This window comes from Streptomyces sp. BHT-5-2 (genome assembly GCF_019774615.1).
In the GTDB taxonomy this organism is placed as follows: Bacteria; Actinomycetota; Actinomycetes; order Streptomycetales; family Streptomycetaceae; genus Streptomyces.
Map to the genome: position 1 here is coordinate 5,701,729 of NZ_CP081496.1, position 16,965 is coordinate 5,718,693.

General features: G+C 71.7%; 14 protein-coding genes. 8 read left to right on the plus strand and 6 right to left on the minus strand.

The window, feature by feature from the left end:
* Positions 1-15: 15 nt before the first annotated feature.
* Together sufB and K2224_RS25315 are read right to left on the minus strand one after the other, a co-directional pair.
* Positions 16-1,437 (minus strand): Fe-S cluster assembly protein SufB, encoded by a 1,422-nt coding sequence (sufB, locus tag K2224_RS25310; protein WP_221908801.1) that lies wholly within the window; start codon positions 1,435-1,437, stop codon positions 16-18.
* A complete protein-coding gene (locus tag K2224_RS25315) occupies positions 1,434-2,252 on the minus strand; it encodes a metalloregulator ArsR/SmtB family transcription factor (RefSeq protein ID WP_221908802.1) in 819 nt (272 codons plus the stop codon). Before K2224_RS25315 ends, sufB begins: the two co-directional genes overlap by 4 nt.
* Positions 2,253-2,470: 218 nt before the next feature.
* Between K2224_RS25315 and K2224_RS25320 the strand changes: the two genes are divergently transcribed.
* The 3 genes from K2224_RS25320 (at position 2,471) to K2224_RS25330 (ending at position 5,310) form a co-directional block, all read left to right on the plus strand.
* On the plus strand, positions 2,471-3,430 hold the full coding sequence (locus K2224_RS25320; RefSeq protein ID WP_221908803.1) for an ABC transporter ATP-binding protein: 960 nt from the start codon (positions 2,471-2,473) through the stop codon (positions 3,428-3,430).
* Positions 3,427-4,230: an ABC transporter permease gene (locus K2224_RS25325; RefSeq protein WP_221908804.1), complete on the plus strand. Its 804-nt coding sequence runs from the start codon at positions 3,427-3,429 to the stop codon at positions 4,228-4,230. The genes K2224_RS25320 and K2224_RS25325 overlap by 4 nt, the downstream gene beginning before the upstream one ends.
* Positions 4,231-4,314: 84 nt before the next feature.
* Positions 4,315-5,310: a heme A synthase gene (locus K2224_RS25330; protein WP_221908805.1), complete on the plus strand. Its 996-nt coding sequence runs from the start codon at positions 4,315-4,317 to the stop codon at positions 5,308-5,310.
* Here the strand turns inward: K2224_RS25330 and K2224_RS25335 are convergent.
* The 3 genes from K2224_RS25335 to K2224_RS25345 all read right to left on the minus strand — a co-directional run bounded on the left by K2224_RS25335 (position 5,283) and on the right by K2224_RS25345 (position 8,012).
* Positions 5,283-6,329 carry an amidohydrolase gene (locus K2224_RS25335; RefSeq protein WP_221908806.1) on the minus strand — a complete coding sequence of 349 codons (1,047 nt, stop codon included), beginning with the start codon at positions 6,327-6,329 and terminating at the stop codon, positions 5,283-5,285. The genes K2224_RS25330 and K2224_RS25335 overlap by 28 nt on opposite strands.
* A 129-nt stretch (positions 6,330-6,458) precedes the next feature.
* On the minus strand, positions 6,459-6,845 hold the full coding sequence (locus K2224_RS25340; RefSeq protein ID WP_221908807.1) for a hypothetical protein: 387 nt from the start codon (positions 6,843-6,845) through the stop codon (positions 6,459-6,461).
* 210 nt (positions 6,846-7,055) lie between these two features.
* Positions 7,056-8,012, minus strand: a complete 957-nt coding sequence (locus K2224_RS25345) for a heme o synthase (RefSeq protein ID WP_221908808.1) — start codon at positions 8,010-8,012, stop codon at positions 7,056-7,058.
* Between the two features lie 527 nt (positions 8,013-8,539).
* Between K2224_RS25345 and tkt the strand changes: the two genes are divergently transcribed.
* From tkt to pgl, 5 genes are read left to right on the plus strand one after another with little or no spacing between them, the layout of a single operon-like run.
* Entirely contained in the window at positions 8,540-10,642 is a 2,103-nt protein-coding gene (gene tkt, locus K2224_RS25350) for a transketolase (protein ID WP_221908809.1), read from the plus strand.
* 35 nt (positions 10,643-10,677) lie between these two features.
* Positions 10,678-11,796: a transaldolase gene (tal, locus tag K2224_RS25355; RefSeq protein WP_221908810.1), complete on the plus strand. Its 1,119-nt coding sequence runs from the start codon at positions 10,678-10,680 to the stop codon at positions 11,794-11,796.
* A gap of 4 nt (positions 11,797-11,800) precedes the next feature.
* Positions 11,801-13,333 carry a glucose-6-phosphate dehydrogenase gene (gene zwf / locus K2224_RS25360; protein ID WP_221908811.1) on the plus strand — a complete coding sequence of 511 codons (1,533 nt, stop codon included), beginning with the start codon at positions 11,801-11,803 and terminating at the stop codon, positions 13,331-13,333.
* Entirely contained in the window at positions 13,330-14,394 is a 1,065-nt protein-coding gene (gene opcA, locus K2224_RS25365; RefSeq protein ID WP_221908812.1) for a glucose-6-phosphate dehydrogenase assembly protein OpcA, read from the plus strand. Before zwf ends, opcA begins: the two co-directional genes overlap by 4 nt.
* Positions 14,391-15,197 carry a 6-phosphogluconolactonase gene (pgl, locus tag K2224_RS25370; protein WP_221908813.1) on the plus strand — a complete coding sequence of 269 codons (807 nt, stop codon included), beginning with the start codon at positions 14,391-14,393 and terminating at the stop codon, positions 15,195-15,197. The genes opcA and pgl overlap by 4 nt, the downstream gene beginning before the upstream one ends.
* Positions 15,198-15,285: 88 nt before the next feature.
* Here pgl and pgi read toward each other — a convergent pair whose 3' ends face one another.
* A complete protein-coding gene (pgi, locus tag K2224_RS25375) occupies positions 15,286-16,941 on the minus strand; it encodes a glucose-6-phosphate isomerase (RefSeq protein WP_221908814.1) in 1,656 nt (551 codons plus the stop codon).
* Positions 16,942-16,965 lie beyond the last annotated feature (24 nt).

A 16,965-nucleotide genomic window follows, 5' to 3' on the forward strand; every position in this document is an offset into this window, starting at 1 on the left:
CTGCGGGGGCCGGGGTCAGCCGACCGCGCCTTCCATCTGCAGCTCGATCAGCCGGTTGAGCTCCAGCGCGTACTCCATCGGCAGCTCACGGGCGATCGGCTCGACGAAACCGCGCACGATCATCGCCATCGCCTCCTGCTCGCTCAGACCGCGGCTCATCAGGTAGAAGAGCTGGTCCTCGCTGACCTTGGAGACCGTCGCCTCGTGCCCCATGGACACGTCGTCCTCGCGGACGTCGACGTAGGGGTAGGTGTCGGAGCGGGAGATGGTGTCCACCAGCAGCGCGTCGCACAGCACGTTGGACTTGGAGCCCGCGGCGCCCTCGCCGATCTCGACCAGGCCGCGGTAGGAGGTCCGGCCACCGCCCCGCGCCACCGACTTGGAGACGATGTTGGACGAGGTGTTGGGCGCCATGTGGACCATCTTGGAGCCGGCGTCCTGGTGCTGGCCCTCGCCCGCGAAGGCGATGGACAGGGTCTCGCCCTTGGCGTGCTCGCCCATGAGGTAGACCGCCGGGTACTTCATGGTGACCTTGGAGCCGAGGTTGCCGTCGACCCACTCCATCGTCGCGCCCTCGTAGGCGACAGCGCGCTTGGTGACGAGGTTGTAGACGTTGTTCGACCAGTTCTGGATCGTGGTGTAGCGGCAGCGGCCGCCCTTCTTCACGATGATCTCGACGACGGCCGAGTGCAGCGAGTCGGACTTGTAGATCGGGGCGGTGCAGCCCTCGACGTAGTGGACGTAGGCGTCCTCGTCGACGATGATCAGCGTCCGCTCGAACTGGCCCATGTTCTCGGTGTTGATCCGGAAGTAGGCCTGCAGCGGGATGTCGACGTGGACGCCCTTGGGCACGTAGATGAACGAGCCGCCGGACCACACCGCGGTGTTCAGCGAGGCGAACTTGTTGTCACCGACCGGGATGACGGTGCCGAAGTACTCCTGGAAGAGCTCCGGGTGCTCCTTCAGCGCGGTGTCGGTGTCCAGGAAGATGACACCCTGCTTCTCCAGGTCCTCACGGATCTGGTGGTAGACGACCTCCGACTCGTACTGCGCGGCGACGCCGGCGACCAGGCGCTGCTTCTCCGCCTCGGGGATGCCGAGCTTGTCGTAGGTGTTCTTGATGTCCTCGGGCAGGTCCTCCCAGGAGGCGGCCTGCTGCTCCGTGGAGCGGACGAAGTACTTGATGTTGTCGAAGTCGATGCCCGAGAGGTCCGAGCCCCAGGTCGGCATCGGCTTCTTGTCGAACAGCTTCAGGCCCTTCAGCCGCAGCTTGAGCATCCACTCCGGCTCGTTCTTCTTCGCCGAGATGTCGCGGACGACGTCCTCGGAGAGGCCGCGCTTGGCGGCGGCACCGGCGACGTCGGAGTCGGCCCAGCCGTATTCGTAGTTGCCCAGCCCCTCGAGCTCAGGGTGAGCAGTCTCCGTGGGGAGCGTCATGCGGGGTTCCTCCCGGCCGTGCTAGCAGATGCTGTGGTGGTCTGTGTGGGGCGCTCACCGGTGCGGTGAGCTGCCTTGCCGGCGCCGGCCTTCGGGACGAAGGTCGTGCACACCCCGTCGCCGTGGGCGATGGTGGCAAGGCGCTGTACGTGGGTCCCGAGCAATCGGGAGAAGACCTCGGTCTCCGCCTCGCACAGCTGCGGGTACTGCTCGGCGACATGGACGACCGGGCAGTGGTGCTGGCAGAGCTGTTCACCGAGCTGGGGATTGGGCGCACTGCGCGCCGTAGCAGCGTACCCGTCCGCGGTCAACGCCTTCGCCAGGGCCTGGGTGCGGGCCTCGGGCTCGGCGCTCTCAACCGCCTCGCGATAGTTCTCGGCCTGCGCGGCCATCCGGGCGCGGGCGAACGCGGCGACCGCGGCCTCGCCCTCGGGACCGCCGCCCGCGCTCTGCGCGATCCAGCGCAGCGCGTCGGCGGCGAGGCCGTCGTACGCCTGGTCGAAGGCGTCCCGTCCGGAGTCGGTGAGGGCGAACGCCTTGGCCGGGCGGCCGCGGCCGCGGGTGCCGTAGACCCGCTTCTCGCGGGGCTCCACGACGCCCTCGGCGGCCAGCGCGTCCAGATGACGGCGGACGGCGGCCTGGGTCAGCTCCAGCCGGAGGGCCAGCTCGGCCGCGGTGGACGGGCCGTGGTCGAGGATCGAGCGGGCGACGCGATTGCGAGTGCCGTGCTGATCGTCGTGTGCAGGGGTGGACGAAACGGGGCCGGCGGGCTGCCGGGCCGCTGGCCTCTTCCGGTCCTCGCGCACCTTTTTCACAACGCCATTGTTGCGTAATTCGTCAAATCGATTCAAGCCCGTACCGGATCACGGACCGGTGGCCTCCGTCACTAAGGGTTACCTAATTTCGGGTCCGTCCGTCACGCTCCGGAACCACCGCCGGCCACAGGAGGCCGCCGCGCATCCTCCCGCCCGTTCCCGGATCGGGTTCCGGCCCCCGCTCCCGGCGCCCCGGCCCGCTCCGTAGACTTCCCGGCATGCCCAGCACCTCCTCGGGGGACGCCCCCCGCTCCGCCGGCGAGCCCGCCGTCGAGGTCGTCGGCCTGGTCAAGCGGTACGGCGGCAAGACCGCCGTGGACGGACTCGACCTCACCGTCGCACGCGGCACCGTGACCGCGGTCCTCGGCCCCAACGGCGCCGGGAAGACCACCACCGTCGAGACCTGCGAGGGCTACCGGCGTCCCGACGCCGGACGGGTCCGCGTACTGGGCCTGGACCCGCTCGCCGACGCCGCCGCGCTGCGCCCCCGGATCGGCGTGATGCTCCAGTCGGGCGGGGTCTACGCCGGCGCCCGGGCCGAGGAGATGCTCCGGCACACCGCCACCCTGCACGCCCACCCCCTCGACGTGCCCGTACTGATCGAGCGACTGGGTCTGGGCAGTTGTGGACGGACGCCCTACCGGCGGCTGTCCGGCGGCCAGCAGCAGCGCCTAGCCCTGGCGATGGCCGTGGTCGGCCGCCCCGAGCTGGTGTTCCTGGACGAGCCGACCGCCGGCCTCGACCCGCAGGCCCGCCGCGCCACCTGGGACCTCGTCCGGGAGCTGCGCGCCGACGGCGTCGGTGTCGTGCTGACCACCCACTTCATGGACGAGGCCGAGCAGCTCGCCGACGACGTCGCGATCATCGACGGCGGCCGGGTCGTCACCCAGGGCAGCCCCGAGGAGCTGTGCCGGGGCGGGGCCGAGAACAGCCTGCGCTTCTCCGGCCGCCCCGGCCTGGACATCGGCTCGCTCCTCAAGGCCCTGCCCGCCGAGTGCGTCGCCGCCGAACTGACCGCCGGCACGTACCGCGTCCAGGGCCGGATCGACCCGCAACTGCTGGCGACCGTGGCCTCGTGGTGCGCCCAGAACGGCGTACTGCCCGACGCGATAGCCGTCGAACGCCACACCCTCGAAGACGTCTTCTTGGAACTGACCGGCAAGGAGCTGCGCGCATGACCGCCGTCGAGACCGGTGCCGGCACCGCGACCGGCACGTTCGCCCCGCGCCCCGGGGCGGCCCCGCTGCCCCGGATGATCCGCGCGCAGGCCGCCCTGGAGACCAGGATGCTGCTGCGCAACGGCGAGCAGCTGCTGCTGACGGTCGTCATCCCGACGCTGCTGCTGGTGCTGTTCTCCGCCGTCCGCATCATCGACACCGGCGCCGGCAGGTCGGTGGACTTCCTCACCCCGGGCGTCCTGGCACTCGCCGTGCTGTCCACCGCGTTCACCGGACAGGCCATCGCCACCGGCTTCGAGCGGCGCTACGGCGTGCTCAAGCGGCTGGCCGCCTCGCCGCTGCCGCGCTGGGGGCTGATGACCGCCAAGACCTGCGCGGTGCTGGTCACCGAGGTCCTGCAGGTCGTCCTGCTCACCGCGGTCGCCCTGGCGCTGGGCTGGTCCCCGCACGGCGCCGCGACCGGCGCCGTCTCCGTGGTCCTGCTGCTCCTGCTGGGCACCGCCGCGTTCTCCGGGCTGGGCCTGCTGATGGCCGGCACCCTCAAGGCCGAGGCCACCCTGGCCGCCGCCAACCTGGTCTTCCTGCTGCTGCTCGTCGGCGGCGGGGTGATCGTCCCGCTGGACAAGTTCCCGGCCGGCGCCCAGCAGGTGCTCCAGTTCCTGCCGATCTCCGCGCTCTCGGACGGCCTGCGGGCGGTGCTCCAGCACGGTGCCGGAACGCCCTGGGCCGACCTCGGCATCCTCGCGGTCTGGGCCGCGCTGGGGCTGGGCGCGGCGGCCCGGTTCTTCCGCTGGGAGTAGCGGGCACCCCGGCCCACCGGCCGGAACGGCCCCAACCCGACCCTCGTGAAAACTCGCACAAGCGGCCCGCCTACGATGGCTCCCGTGCCGAACACGCTGAATCCCTTTGAGCTGATCGCCCGCCGCTGGCAGCCCTCCGCGCGCTTCGTCGAGCGGGCGGCGCTCGCCACCGTCGTGATGGCCGTGGTCATCGTCGTGACCGGCGGCGCGGTCCGGCTGACCGAGTCCGGTCTGGGTTGCTCGACGTGGCCCAAGTGCACGCCGGACAGCCTCACCCCGACCGCCGCGATGGGCATCAACGGCCTCATCGAGTTCGGCAACCGCCTGCTGACCTACGTGCTGTGCGCCTTCATCGGGCTGTTCATCATCGCCGCCCGGGCCCGCGCACCGCGCCGCCGCTCGCTCACCCGGCTCGGCTGGGCGCAGTTCTGGATCGTGATGGGCAACGCGGTCTGGGGCGGCATCGTCGTGCTGACCGGCCTGAACCCGTACCTCGTCGCGGCGCACTTCCTGCTCACCAGCGCCCTGCTGACGGTCTGTGTCGTGTCCTGGCAGCGCGCCAAGGAGGGCGACGAGGAGCCGCGCGACGCGGTCGCCCGCCCGGTGCGGCAGCTGGCCTGGCTGCTGGTGGCGGCCACCGGCGCGCTCACCGTCGTCGGCACGGTCGTCACCGGCACCGGCCCGCACGCGGGCGACGCCCACAAGGTGCACCGCATCCCGCTGAACTGGCAGGAGATCACCCAACTCCACGTCGACTTCGTCTACGTCGTGGTCGGCCTGAGCGTGGCCCTGTGGTTCGCGCTGCGCGCGGTCAAGGCCCCGGCCGCACCGCGCCGGGCGGCGCTGGAACTCCTGGGCTGCCTCGCCCTGCAGGGCGTCATCGGCTACGTCCAGTACTTCACCGGTCTGCCGGAGATCGTCGTCGGGCTGCACATGCTGGGCGCGTCCCTGGTGTGGATCGCGGTGCTGCGGGTCTGCCTGTCGCTGCGCGAGCGCGGGCCGCGCCCGGTGGACGGCCCGCCCGCGGCGGCCGCCGTCGAGGCCCCGGCCGCTCAGCCGGCCTCCGCCGCCAGCCGGTAGACCCGGCGCGCGGTCCCCGAGCCGACCAGCTCGGTGATCCGCCGTCCGTCCGCGGCGGCGCACAGCCCCTCGGCCGTCCACTCCCCCACGACGCGGGCCATGGCCCGTGAGAAGAGCCGTGCGGCGGTGACGTAGAGCTCGGGCAGTCCGCGTGCCCCCGAGGAGAACAACAGCTTGCCGAACGGCGCCTGGCCCAGCGTCTCCTCGGGGCACGGGCCGGTGTCCGCGTAGACGTGCGGGTGCACGGCGGCCAGCTGCGCGGCCCGCCGGTGGTGCGGGGCCCGGGGCAGCAGGACGAGGTCGCAGCCGAGCCCGGCGGTGGCCCGCAGGAAGGCCGCCAGCGGCTGCGGATCGGCACAGTGCAGCTGCACCGGGAGCCCGGTGGCCACCGCACTCCACAGCAGGTGCCGGACGAGCGCCGGCTCCCCCAGCGGCTCCCCCGGGCGGCGCCCGCGCAGCCAGCGGTCCGCGGCCCGCCGTACCTCGCCCGCCTCCGGGGCCCGCCCCTCGCAGTAGCCGGCGCCGGAGGCGAAGGCGATGGCGTGCTGGGCGGCGGAGTAGAGGGCCTCGGCGGTGTAGCCGAGGAAGGAGTCGACGCTGCCGGAGGTGTCGGCGACCTGTTCGGCGAGCGGTTCCAGACGGACGACCTCGTGGGCGCGGCCCTGTGCGGCGGCGGCGAGTTCGGGCGCCGAGGTCAGGACGCCGGGCGCACCGGCCTCCACCAGGAACGTGCCGATGCCGGTGCCGCGGAGCAGCTTCCGGCCCGCGCGGAAGGCGCCGATCTCGCGCCGCCGGGCCAGATAGCGCACCGGCGGGCAGTGCGGTTCCAGGCCCAGCAGCGGCGGGCACCAGCGGCGTAACGCCAGGCCGGTGCGGGTGTCGAAGTGGCTGGTGCCCGCGGGGGCCGGGCCCTGGGCGCCGACGGCGGCGGCCAGATGGGCCTCGAAGGAACCGAGGCCGAGTTCACCGTGGACGGCGCCGTGGCTGTACTGGTCGATGAGCGGGGGGAGTGTGTCCATCCGCCTCTCCTCGCCGTCGGCCCGCCGGGCGTGGCCGGTCCACCGCGCCTGGTGAGCTTAACGGCCGAGCGGGTGGTGAGGTAGCGGGCGATGCGCCCCGGCGCACGGCACCGGGGCGGGAGCGCGGGCTCAGGCGTTGGCCGGGCCGCCCAGCTGGATACCGGCCATCCGGGACCACTCGTAGCGGCCGGTGCGGACCTTGGCGGCCAACTCGCCGTCGAAGTCGTCCTGGAGGGCGATGCCGGCCTGCTCGGCGGCCTTCTCGGCGGCGGAGTAGCTGTCCGCGACGAGGTTGCCCCACTCGCCGTTGGCACCGACCAGGGCGATCCGGGTGCGGCCGCGGCCGATGTGGGCGAGCTGGCCCTCGGCGGAGCCGCCGTGCGTGCTCGCGAAGGCGCGGATCTGCCGGGCGAGCCGGGCCGCCTGCTTGTCGGCCCGCTTCTCGGCCGTGGTCCCGGCGGCCGGGCCGCCCGCCGCCTGCTCGTCCGCCTGCTGGGTGTCTGCCATGGTCAGCATGCTACCCACCAGTAGCGCATTTGTAAGGGTGATCCCCCACACCCACCGCCCGGCCCGGGCCGCCTCGCCGAACTCCCGCCCGCCTCCCAATGGCTGGCACGCACCCGGAACGAGCACGGTGAGCGCGGTGGACGGAACGCACCGGATGCAGCGGAGCCGCCCTCCGAGACGAACGGAGGGCGGCCCGGGTGCCGACCCGTCAGACAGGACCTAGCGCAGGAAGGGGTCCACCGCCACGGCGACGAAGAGCAGCGAGACGTAGGTGATGGACCAGTGGAAGAGCCGCATCTCCTTGAGCTTGGCCCCGGTGACGCCGGCCTTGGCGCGGGACTGGAGGGCGTGCGCCTCCCACAGCCAGAAGGCGCCGCAGGCGACTGCGACGGCGGTGTAGAACCAGCCGGTGTAGCCCAGCGGCTGGAGCAGCAGCGAGACCGCCACCATCACCCAGCTGTAGACGACGATCTGCCGGGCGACGACCTTGTTGCCCGCCACCGCCGGCAGCATCGGCACGCCGACCCGCTTGTAGTCGTCGGTCACCTTCATCGACAGCGGCCAGTAATGCGGCGGCGTCCAGAAGAAGATGACGAGGAAGAGGACGCACGAGGCCCAGGAGACCGTGTTGGTCACCGAGGACCAGCCGATGAAGACCGGCATGCAGCCCGCGATGCCGCCCCAGACGATGTTCTGGCTCGTCCGCCGCTTGAGGATCATGGTGTAGACGACGACGTAGAAGAGCAGCGCCCCGAGGGACAGCATCGCCGACAGCGGGTTGACGAGGAACCAGAACCACGCGGTGGAGCCGACCGCGAGGACGGTGGCGAAGACCAGGCACTCGCGCGGCGAGACCACGCCGGTCACCAGCGGACGCTGGGAGGTGCGGTCCATCATCGCGTCGATGTCGCGGTCGAGGTACATGTTGTACGCGGCGGCACCGCCGGCGGACAGATAGCCGCCGACGCAGGTGGCCAGTACCAGCCACAGGTCCGGGACCCCGCCGGCCGCCAGGAACATCACCGGCACCGTCGTCATCAGCAGCAGCTCGATGACCCGCGGCTTGGTCAGCGCGATGAACCCCTTGAGCCGGGCCCCGAACGGCCGGTTACCGGGACTCCCGGGGACCTGAGAGAGCCCCCCCGCAGGACGGGTTTCGACGGCCGTCACGCACACCCCTGGAAGTAACGTCTGCGGCCGCAGCCGCGGAGATAAGGCCAGCAAGCTCCGCCGGCGGTGAACACCCGGTAAAGGCTTGCGCTTACCACGCCACTTTAGACGTTGGCCATACGGCGGCTCTCGCGGGGGTGGGGTCGTGTTGGGCGCCCGGCCGCGGGACGGCCGCGGCGGCCTGCGGCACGGGTCCGGCGGCGGTTTGTCCGGAGCTTTCCCGGCTCGTCCGCCGGGCGTTCGGGAGGCGGAGGCGCCCGCGGCCCGGCAGTCTGGACCTGGGGGCAGCCCCGGGGCGCGGTCGGTGCCGGGAATGCCCCGAGTGCCGTTGAAGTTCCCCGAAGCGAAAGTTCTCCCGCGATCGCGACCCCACCCGCCGGGTGAGCGCCAGGACCGCCGACTGAGCACCGACTGAGCGCCTGAATCGCCGACTGAGCGTCGAAAAGGCGGGCGCATTCGCGGGGGTAGGCTCGACACCGCCTGGGCGGATCTGCCGTCCGCGTTCGACATGTGGAGAGGAGCCCTGACTCAGGGTGAGCACCAAGCCGACCACCACAGATTTCGAGTGGACCGAACTGGACCAGCGGGCGGTGGACACCGTCCGCGTCCTGGCCATGGATTCCGTGCAGAAGGTCGGTAACGGCCATCCGGGTACGGCCATGAGCCTGGCGCCCGCCGCCTACGTTCTCTTCCAGAAGCTCATGCGGCACGACCCCGCCGACGCGGACTGGACCGGCCGGGACCGGTTCGTCCTCTCCGCCGGCCACTCCAGCCTGACCCTCTACATCCAGCTCTTCCTGGCCGGTTACGGTCTGGAGCTGGCGGACCTGGAGGGCTTCCGCACCTGGGGCTCGAAGACCCCGGGCCACCCGGAGTACGGCCACACCACCGGCGTGGAGACCACCACCGGCCCGCTGGGCCAGGGTGTCGCCAACGCGGTCGGCATGGCGATGGCGTCCCGCTACGAGCGCGGCCTGTTCGACCCCGACGCGGCGCAGGGCACCTCCCCCTTCGACCACATGGTGTACGTCGTCGCCGGTGACGGCTGCCTCCAGGAGGGCATCGCCGCCGAGGCGTCCTCCATGGCCGGCCACCAGAAGCTCGGCAACCTCGTCATGCTGTGGGACGACAACCACATCTCCATCGAGGGCGACACCCAGACCGCCGTCTCCGAGGACACCCTCAAGCGCTACGAGGCGTACGGCTGGCACGTCCAGCGCGTCGAGCAGCTGCCCAACGGCGACCTGGACCCGGCCGGTCTGGCCGCGGCCCTGGAGGCCGCCAAGGCGGAGACCGGGCGCCCGTCGTTCATCGCGGTCCGCTCGATCATCGCCTGGCCGGCCCCCAACGCCCAGAACACCGAGGCCGCGCACGGCTCCGCGCTGGGCGCCGAGGAGGTGGCCGCCACCAAGCGGGTGCTGGGCTTCGACCCGGAGAAGTCGTTCGTCGTCGCCGACGAGGTGCTGGCGCACACCCGCCGCGCCCTGGACCGCGGCCGCGAGGCCCGCGCCGAGTGGGAGAAGTCGTTCGCCGCCTGGCGCACCGCCAACCCCGAGCGCGCCGCCGAGTTCGACCGGATCGCCGCGGGCGAGCTGCCCGAGGGCTGGGAGGACCACATCCCGTCCTTCGAGACCGGCAAGGCGGTGGCCACCCGGGCCGCCTCCGGCAAGGTCCTCCAGGCGCTGGGCGCGGTCGTCCCCGAGCTGTGGGGCGGCTCCGCCGACCTCGCCGGGTCGAACAACACCACCATCGACAAGACCTCGTCGTTCCTGCCGGAGGGCAACCCGCTGCCGGGCGCCGACCCGTACGGCCGCACCGTCCACTTCGGCATCCGCGAGCACTCCATGGCCGCGGAGATGAACGGCATCGCGCTGCACGGCAACACCCGCATCTACGGCGGCACCTTCCTGGTGTTCTCCGACTACATGCGCAACGCCGTCCGGCTGTCGGCCCTGATGCACCTGCCGGTGACGTACGTGTGGACGCACGACTCCATCGGTCTGGGCGAGGACGGCCCGACCCACCAGCCGGTCGAGCACCTGGCCTCGCTGCGCGCCATCCCGGGCCTGAACATCGTGCGCCCGGCCGACGCCAACGAGACCGCGCTCGCCTGGCGCGAGATCATGCGCCGCTGGACGAAGGAGTTCCGCGTGGGCGCCCCGCACGGTCTGGCGCTGACCCGTCAGGGCGTGCCGACGTACGAGGCCGACGAGAACACCGCCAAGGGCGGCTACGTCCGCTTCGAGGCCGAAGGGGCCGACGGCACGGCCGCCGAGCCGCAGGCCGTGCTGATCGCCACCGGTTCCGAGCTGCAGCTGGCCGTGGCGGCACGCGAGCAGTTGCAGGCCGAGGGCGTCCCGACCCGCGTGGTGTCGATGCCGTCGGTGGAGTGGTTCGAGGAGCAGGACCAGGCGTACAAGGACAGCGTGCTGCCGCCGTCCGTGAAGGCGCGGGTGGCTGTGGAGGCCGGCATCGGCCTGACCTGGTACCGCTACGTCGGCGACGCCGGCCGGATCGTGTCGCTGGAGCACTTCGGCGCCTCGGCCGACGGCAAGCTCCTCTTCCGCGAGTTCGGCTTCACCCCGGAAGCGGTGGCCGCCGCCGCCCGGGCCTCGCTGGCCGCCGCCGCGCGCTGACGCCCGTATACGACAAGTAGGAGATGCTTAAACCCATGACAGACGCACTCAAGCGCCTCTCCGACGAAGGCGTGGCGATCTGGCTGGACGACCTGTCGCGCAAGCGCATCACGTCCGGCAATCTGGCCGAGCTGATCGACCAGCAGCACGTCGTCGGCGTCACCACCAACCCGTCGATCTTCCAGAAGGCGATCTCCTCGGGCGACGGCTACCAGCAGCAGGTCGCCGACCTCGCCGCCCGCAAGGTCACCGTCGAGGAAGCCATCCGCATGATCACCACGGCGGACGTCCGGGACGCGGCCGACGTGCTGCGCCCGGTCTTCGACGCCACGGGTGGCCAGGACGGCCGGGTCTCCATCGAGGTGGACCCGCGGCTGGCGCACAACACCGTGGCGACCGTCGCCGAGGCCAAGCAGCTGGCATGGCTGGTGGACCGCCCGAACACGCTGATCAAGATCCCGGCCACCAAGGCGGGCCTGCCGGCCATCACCGAGGTGATCGGCCTGGGCATCAGCGTCAACGTCACGCTGATCTTCTCGCTGGAGCGGTACCGCGAGGTGATGGACGCCTACCTCGCCGGTCTGGAGAAGGCCAAGGCCGCGGGCCTGGACCTGTCCAAGATCCGTTCGGTGGCCTCGTTCTTCGTGTCCCGTGTGGACACCGAGATCGACAAGCGCCTGGAGAGGCTCGGCACCGACGCCGCCAAGGCCCTCAAGGGCAAGGCCGCGCTGGCCAACGCCCGGCTTGCGTACCAGGCGTACGAGGAGGTCTTCTCCTCCGACCGCTGGGCCGCCCTCGACAAGGCGGGCGCCCACAAGCAGCGTCCCCTGTGGGCCTCCACCGGCGTGAAGGACCCCGCGTTCAAGGACACCCTGTACGTGGACGAGCTGGTCGCGCCGGGCACCGTCAACACCATGCCGGAGGCCACCCTGGAGGCCACCGCCGACCACGGTGAGATCACCGGCGACACGGTGCGCGGCACCTACGCCGGCGCCAAGGCCGACCTCGACGCGATCGCCGCGCTCGGGATCTCGTACGACGACGTCGTGCAGCTCCTGGAGGACGAGGGCGTGGAGAAGTTCGAGGCCGCCTGGAACGACCTGCTCAAGTCGACCGAGGCGGAGCTGGCGCGCCTCGCTCCCTCGGAGGGCTGATCCCTTGACCGCTGTTCATGGAGCGAATCCGCTCCGTGACGCCGCGGACCGACGGCTCCCGCGTATCGCGGGGCCGTCGGGCCTGGTCATTTTCGGCGTCACGGGCGATTTGTCACGGAAGAAGCTGATGCCCGCGGTGTACGACCTCGCGAACCGAGGTCTGCTGCCGCCGGGCTTCTCGCTGATCGGCTTCGCCCGTCGCGAGTGGCAGAACGAGGACTTCGCGCAGGAGGTGTACGAGGCCGTCAAGGAACACGCCCGTACGCCCTTCCGCGAGGAGGTCTGGCAGCAGCTGGTCCAGGGCTGCCGCTTCGTCCACGGCGACTTCGACGACGACGAGGCGTTCGAGACCCTCAAGAACACCATCGAGGAGCTCGACAAGGCCCAGGGCACCGGCGGCAACTACGCCTTCTACCTCTCGGTGCCGCCGAAGTTCTTCCCCAAGGTCGTCCAGCAGCTCAAGAAGCACGGGCTGGCCGACCAGAAGGACGGCTCCTGGCGCCGCGCGGTCATCGAGAAGCCGTTCGGCCACGACCTGAAGAGCGCGCAGGAGCTCAACCAGATCGTCCACGAGGTCTTCCCGCCCAACGAGGTCTTCCGGATCGACCACTACCTGGGCAAGGAGACGGTCCAGAACATCATGGCGCTGCGGTTCGCCAACACGATGTTCGAGCCGCTGTGGAACCGCTCCTACGTCGACCACGTGCAGATCACGATGGCCGAGGACATCGGCATCGGCGGCCGGGCCGGCTACTACGACGGCATCGGCGCGGCCCGCGACGTCATCCAGAACCACCTCCTCCAACTGCTCGCGCTGACCGCCATGGAGGAGCCCGCCTCCTTCGAGGCGGACGCGCTGGTGGCCGAGAAGACCAAGGTGCTGGGCGCCGTCCGGCTGCCCAAGGACCTGGGCAAGGAGACCGTCCGGGCGCAGTACGCGGAGGGCTGGCAGGGCGGCGAGAAGGTCGTCGGCTACCTCCAGGAAGACGGCATCGACCCCAAGTCGAAGACCGACACCTACGCGGCCATCAAGCTGGGGATCGACAACCGCCGCTGGGCGGGCGTCCCGTTCTACCTGCGGACCGGCAAGCGCCTGGGCCGTCGGGTCACCGAGATCGCGGTGGTCTTCCAGCGCGCCCCGCACTCCCCCTTCGACCACACCGCCACCGAGGAGCTGGGGCAGAACGCCCTGGTCATCCGCGTCCAGCCGGACGAGGGCGTGACCGTGCGGTTCGGCTCCAAGGTCCCGGGCACCTCCATGGAGGTGCGCGACGTGTCGATGGACTTCGCGTACGGCGAGTCCTTCACGGAGTCCAGCCCCGAGGCGTACGAGCGGCTGATCCTCGACGTGCTGCTCGGCGACGCCAACCTCTTCCCGCGGCTGGAGGAGGTCGAGCTGTCCTGGAAGATCCTCGACCCGATCGAGGAGTTCTGGGACAAGCACGGCAAGCCCGCGCAGTACCCGGCGGGCACCTGGGGCCCCGTCGAGGCGGACGAAATGCTCGCACGAGACGGACGGAGCTGGCGTCGGCCATGAAGATCGATCTGACGGAAACCACGGCCAGCGAGATCAACAAGGCACTGGTCCGCGGCCGCCGCGCGGTCGGCACCCCGGCCATCGGCATGGTGCTCACCCTCGTCATCGTCACCGACGAGGAGAACGCCTACGACGCGCTGAAGGCCGCCAACGACGCCTCGCGCGAGCACCCCTCGCGCACACTCGTCGTCATCAAGCGGGTCAGCCGGACCCCGCGCGACCGCGCCAAGGCCCGGCTGGACGCCGAGGTGCGGGTGGGCACGGACGCCGGCACCGGCGAGACGGTGGTGCTGCGGCTGTACGGCGAGGCGATCGACCACGCCCAGTCCGTGGTGCTGCCGCTGCTCCTGCCGGACGCCCCGGTCGTGGTCTGGTGGGCCGTCAACGCCCCGCTGGACCCGGCCAAGGACCCGCTCGGCGCGCTGGCCCAGCGCCGGGTGACCGACGCCTACGCCGCCGAGGAGCCCATCGCGGAGGTGACCGGTCGCGCCGAGACCTACACCCCCGGCGACACCGACCTGTCCTGGACGCGGATCACGCCGTGGCGCTCGATGCTGGCGGCGGCGCTCGACCAGTCGCCGTGCCAGGTCACCTCGGCCGTGGTCGAGGGCGAGGAGTTCAACCCCAGCTGCGAGCTGCTCGGCATGTGGCTCGCCGCGCGGCTGGACGTCCCGGTCACCCGCGCCGTCTCGGCCGGCCCCGGGCTCACCGAGGTACGGCTGGAGACCACCGCGGGCACCATCGTCCTGGGCCGCCCGGACGCCTCCCTGGCCACGCTCGCCATGCCCGGTCAGCCGGACCGGGCGGTGGCGCTCAAGCGCCGGGAGACCTCCGAGCTGCTCGCCGAGGAACTGCGCCGGCTCGACCCGGACGACATCTACGCCGCCGCGCTGAAGTACGGCGTGGAGCGTCTCCAGGTGCCGGGCGCCGGGGCGCCCGCCGCGGACCCGCGGCCCGCCCCGGCGGACGGCGGGTCGGCGGCGGACGCCGGGGCGGACGGTGACGCCTCCGCCAGGAAGGCGGCGAAGAAGGCGCCGGCCAAGAAGGCGGCCGCCAAGTGAGCACCCCGCAGGTCGTCGTCCACCGCGACAAGGAGCTGATGGCCAAGGCCGCCGCGGCCCGACTGATCACCAAGATCGTCGATGCCCAGTCGGCCCGGGGCTCGGCCTCCGTCGTGCTGACCGGCGGGCGCAACGGCAACGGGCTGCTCGCGGCCCTGGCCGAGGCGCCCGCCCGGGACGCGGTCGACTGGTCCCGGCTGGACCTGTGGTGGGGTGACGAAAGGTTCCTTCCGGACGGCGACCCCGAGCGCAACATCACCCAGGCCCGCGCGGCGCTGCTGGACAGCGTCCCGCTGGACCCGGCGCGGGTGCACGCGATGGCGCCCTCGGACGGCCCGTACGGCCATGACGCGGACGCCGCCGCCGAGGCGTACGCCGCCGAACTGGCCGCCGCCGCGGGCCCGGAGCACTACCAGTCCGCGGCCGGGACCACCGGCGCCCGGGTACCGGCCTTCGACGTCCTGCTGCTGGGCGTCGGCCCGGACACCCATGTCGCCTCGCTCTTCCCCGAGCTCCCCGCGGTCCACGAGCAGGAGCGGACGGTGGTCGGGGTGCACGGCGCGCCCAAGCCGCCGCCCACCCGGATCTCGCTGACCCTGCCCGCGATCCGCGCGGCACGGGAGGTCTGGCTGCTGGCGGCCGGCGAGGACAAGGCCAACGCCGCGGCCATCGCGCTCTCCGGCGCGGGCGAGGTGCAGGCCCCGGCGGCCGGCGCCCGCGGCCGCAGCCGGACGCTGTGGCTGCTGGACGAGGCGGCCGCCGCCCAGCTGCCGCGCGGTCTCTACCCCCCGGCCTCCTCCTGAGGCGACGGCGCACCGGACCACCGGCGCGCCGCCCTGACGCCGACGGCCCCACCCCCTCCGCGGGAGTGGGGCCGTCGGCGTCCGTGTCTCAACGCCCGCGCAGCTCGCGGTACTTGGCGACCAGGCCGGCCGTGGAGGCGTCCAGGCCCGGCACCTCCGCGCCCTCGGTGAGCGCCGGCTCGACGCGCTTGGCCAGGACCTTGCCCAGCTCGACGCCCCACTGGTCGAAGGAGTTGATGTTCCACACCGCGCCCTGGACGAACACCTTGTGCTCGTAGAGCGCGATCAACTGGCCCAGCACCGACGGGCTGAGCTCCGACGCCAGGATCGTGGTGGTGGGGTGGTTGCCCTTGAAGGTGCGGTGCGGCACCAGCTCCTCCGCGACGCCCTCGGCGCGCACCTCGTCCGAGGTCTTGCCGAACGCCAGCGCCTGGCCCTGCGCGAAGAGATTGGCCATCAGCAGATCGTGCTGGGTGACCAGGTGCGGCTGGAGGTCCTCGACCGGCCGGGCGAAGCCGAGCAGATCGGCCGGGATCATCTTGGTGCCCTGGTGGAGCAGCTGGTAGTAGGCGTGCTGGCCGTTGGTGCCGGGGGTGCCCCAGACCACCGGGCCGGTCTGCCAGCCGACCGGCCGGCCCCGGCGGTCCACGGACTTGCCGTTGGACTCCATGTCCAACTGCTGGAGATAGGCGGTGAACTTGGAGAGGTAGTGGCTGTAGGGCAGCACGGCGTGCGACTGGGCGTCCCAGAAGTTGCCGTACCAGATGCCCAGCAGGCCCAGCAGCAGCGGGGCGTTCTCCTCCGGCGGGGCGGTGCGGAAGTGCTCGTCGACGAGGTGGAAGCCGGCCAGCATCTCGCGGAACCGCTCCGGGCCGATCGCGATCATCAGCGAGAGGCCGATGGCGGAGTCGTAGGAGTAGCGGCCGCCGACCCAGTCCCAGAACTCGAACATGTTGTCGGTGTCGATGCCGAACTCGGTGACCTTCTCGGCGTTGGTCGACAGCGCCACGAAGTGCTTGGCGACCGCTCCCCCGCTCTCGGCCCCCAGGCCGGCCAGCAGCCAGTCGCGGGCGGAGGTGGCGTTGGTGATCGTCTCGATGGTGGTGAAGGTCTTCGAGGCGATGATGAACAGCGTCTCGGCCGGGTCCAGGTCGCGGACCGCCTCGTGGAGGTCGGCGCCGTCCACGTTGGAGACGAAGCGGAACTGCATGTCCCGGTGGGTGAAGGCGCGCAGCGCCTCGTACGCCATCGCGGGGCCCAGATCCGAGCCGCCGATACCGATGTTGACGACCGTTTTGATCCGCCGGCCGGTGTGGCCCTTCCAGTCGCCGGAGCGGACCCGGTCGGCGAAGGTGCTCATCCGCGTCAGGACGTGCTGCACGGCGGGGACGACGTTCTGCCCGTCGCTGGTGACGACCGCCGAACCGGGGGCGCGCAGCGCGGTGTGCAGCACGGAGCGGTCCTCGGTGAAATTGATCTTCTGGCCGCGGAACATCGCGTCCCGCAGCTCGACCACGCCGGTCGCCGCGGCGAGTTCGCGGAGCAGCCCCAGCGTCTCGTCGGTGACCAGGTGCTTGGAGTAGTCCAGGTGCAGATCGCCGACCTGGAGGGTGAGGCGCCCGGCGCGGCCGGGGTCCTTGGCGAACAGCTCGCGCAGGTGCACCTCCCCCAGCTGCTCACGGTGCTTGCTCAACGCCGCCCACTCGGGCATCTGGTCGAGCCTGCCGCGGCCTTCTGCGTTCATTCGGACATCAGCCTTCTTCATCTC

Bases quoted from the DNA above. Each gene is read 5' to 3' on its own strand.
- sufB (WP_221908801.1), bottom strand. From the start codon at position 1,437: ATGACGCTCCCCACGGAGACTGCTCACCCTGAGCTCGAGGGGCTGGGC.
- K2224_RS25320 (WP_221908803.1), top strand. From the start codon at position 2,471: ATGCCCAGCACCTCCTCGGGGGACGCCCCCCGCTCCGCCGGCGAGCCC.
- K2224_RS25325 (WP_221908804.1), top strand. From the start codon at position 3,427: ATGACCGCCGTCGAGACCGGTGCCGGCACCGCGACCGGCACGTTCGCC.
- K2224_RS25335 (WP_221908806.1), bottom strand. From the start codon at position 6,329: ATGGACACACTCCCCCCGCTCATCGACCAGTACAGCCACGGCGCCGTC.
- K2224_RS25340 (WP_221908807.1), bottom strand. From the start codon at position 6,845: ATGCTGACCATGGCAGACACCCAGCAGGCGGACGAGCAGGCGGCGGGC.
- tal (WP_221908810.1), top strand. From the start codon at position 10,678: ATGACAGACGCACTCAAGCGCCTCTCCGACGAAGGCGTGGCGATCTGG.
- opcA (WP_221908812.1), top strand. From the start codon at position 13,330: ATGAAGATCGATCTGACGGAAACCACGGCCAGCGAGATCAACAAGGCA.
- pgi (WP_221908814.1), bottom strand. From the start codon at position 16,941: ATGAACGCAGAAGGCCGCGGCAGGCTCGACCAGATGCCCGAGTGGGCG.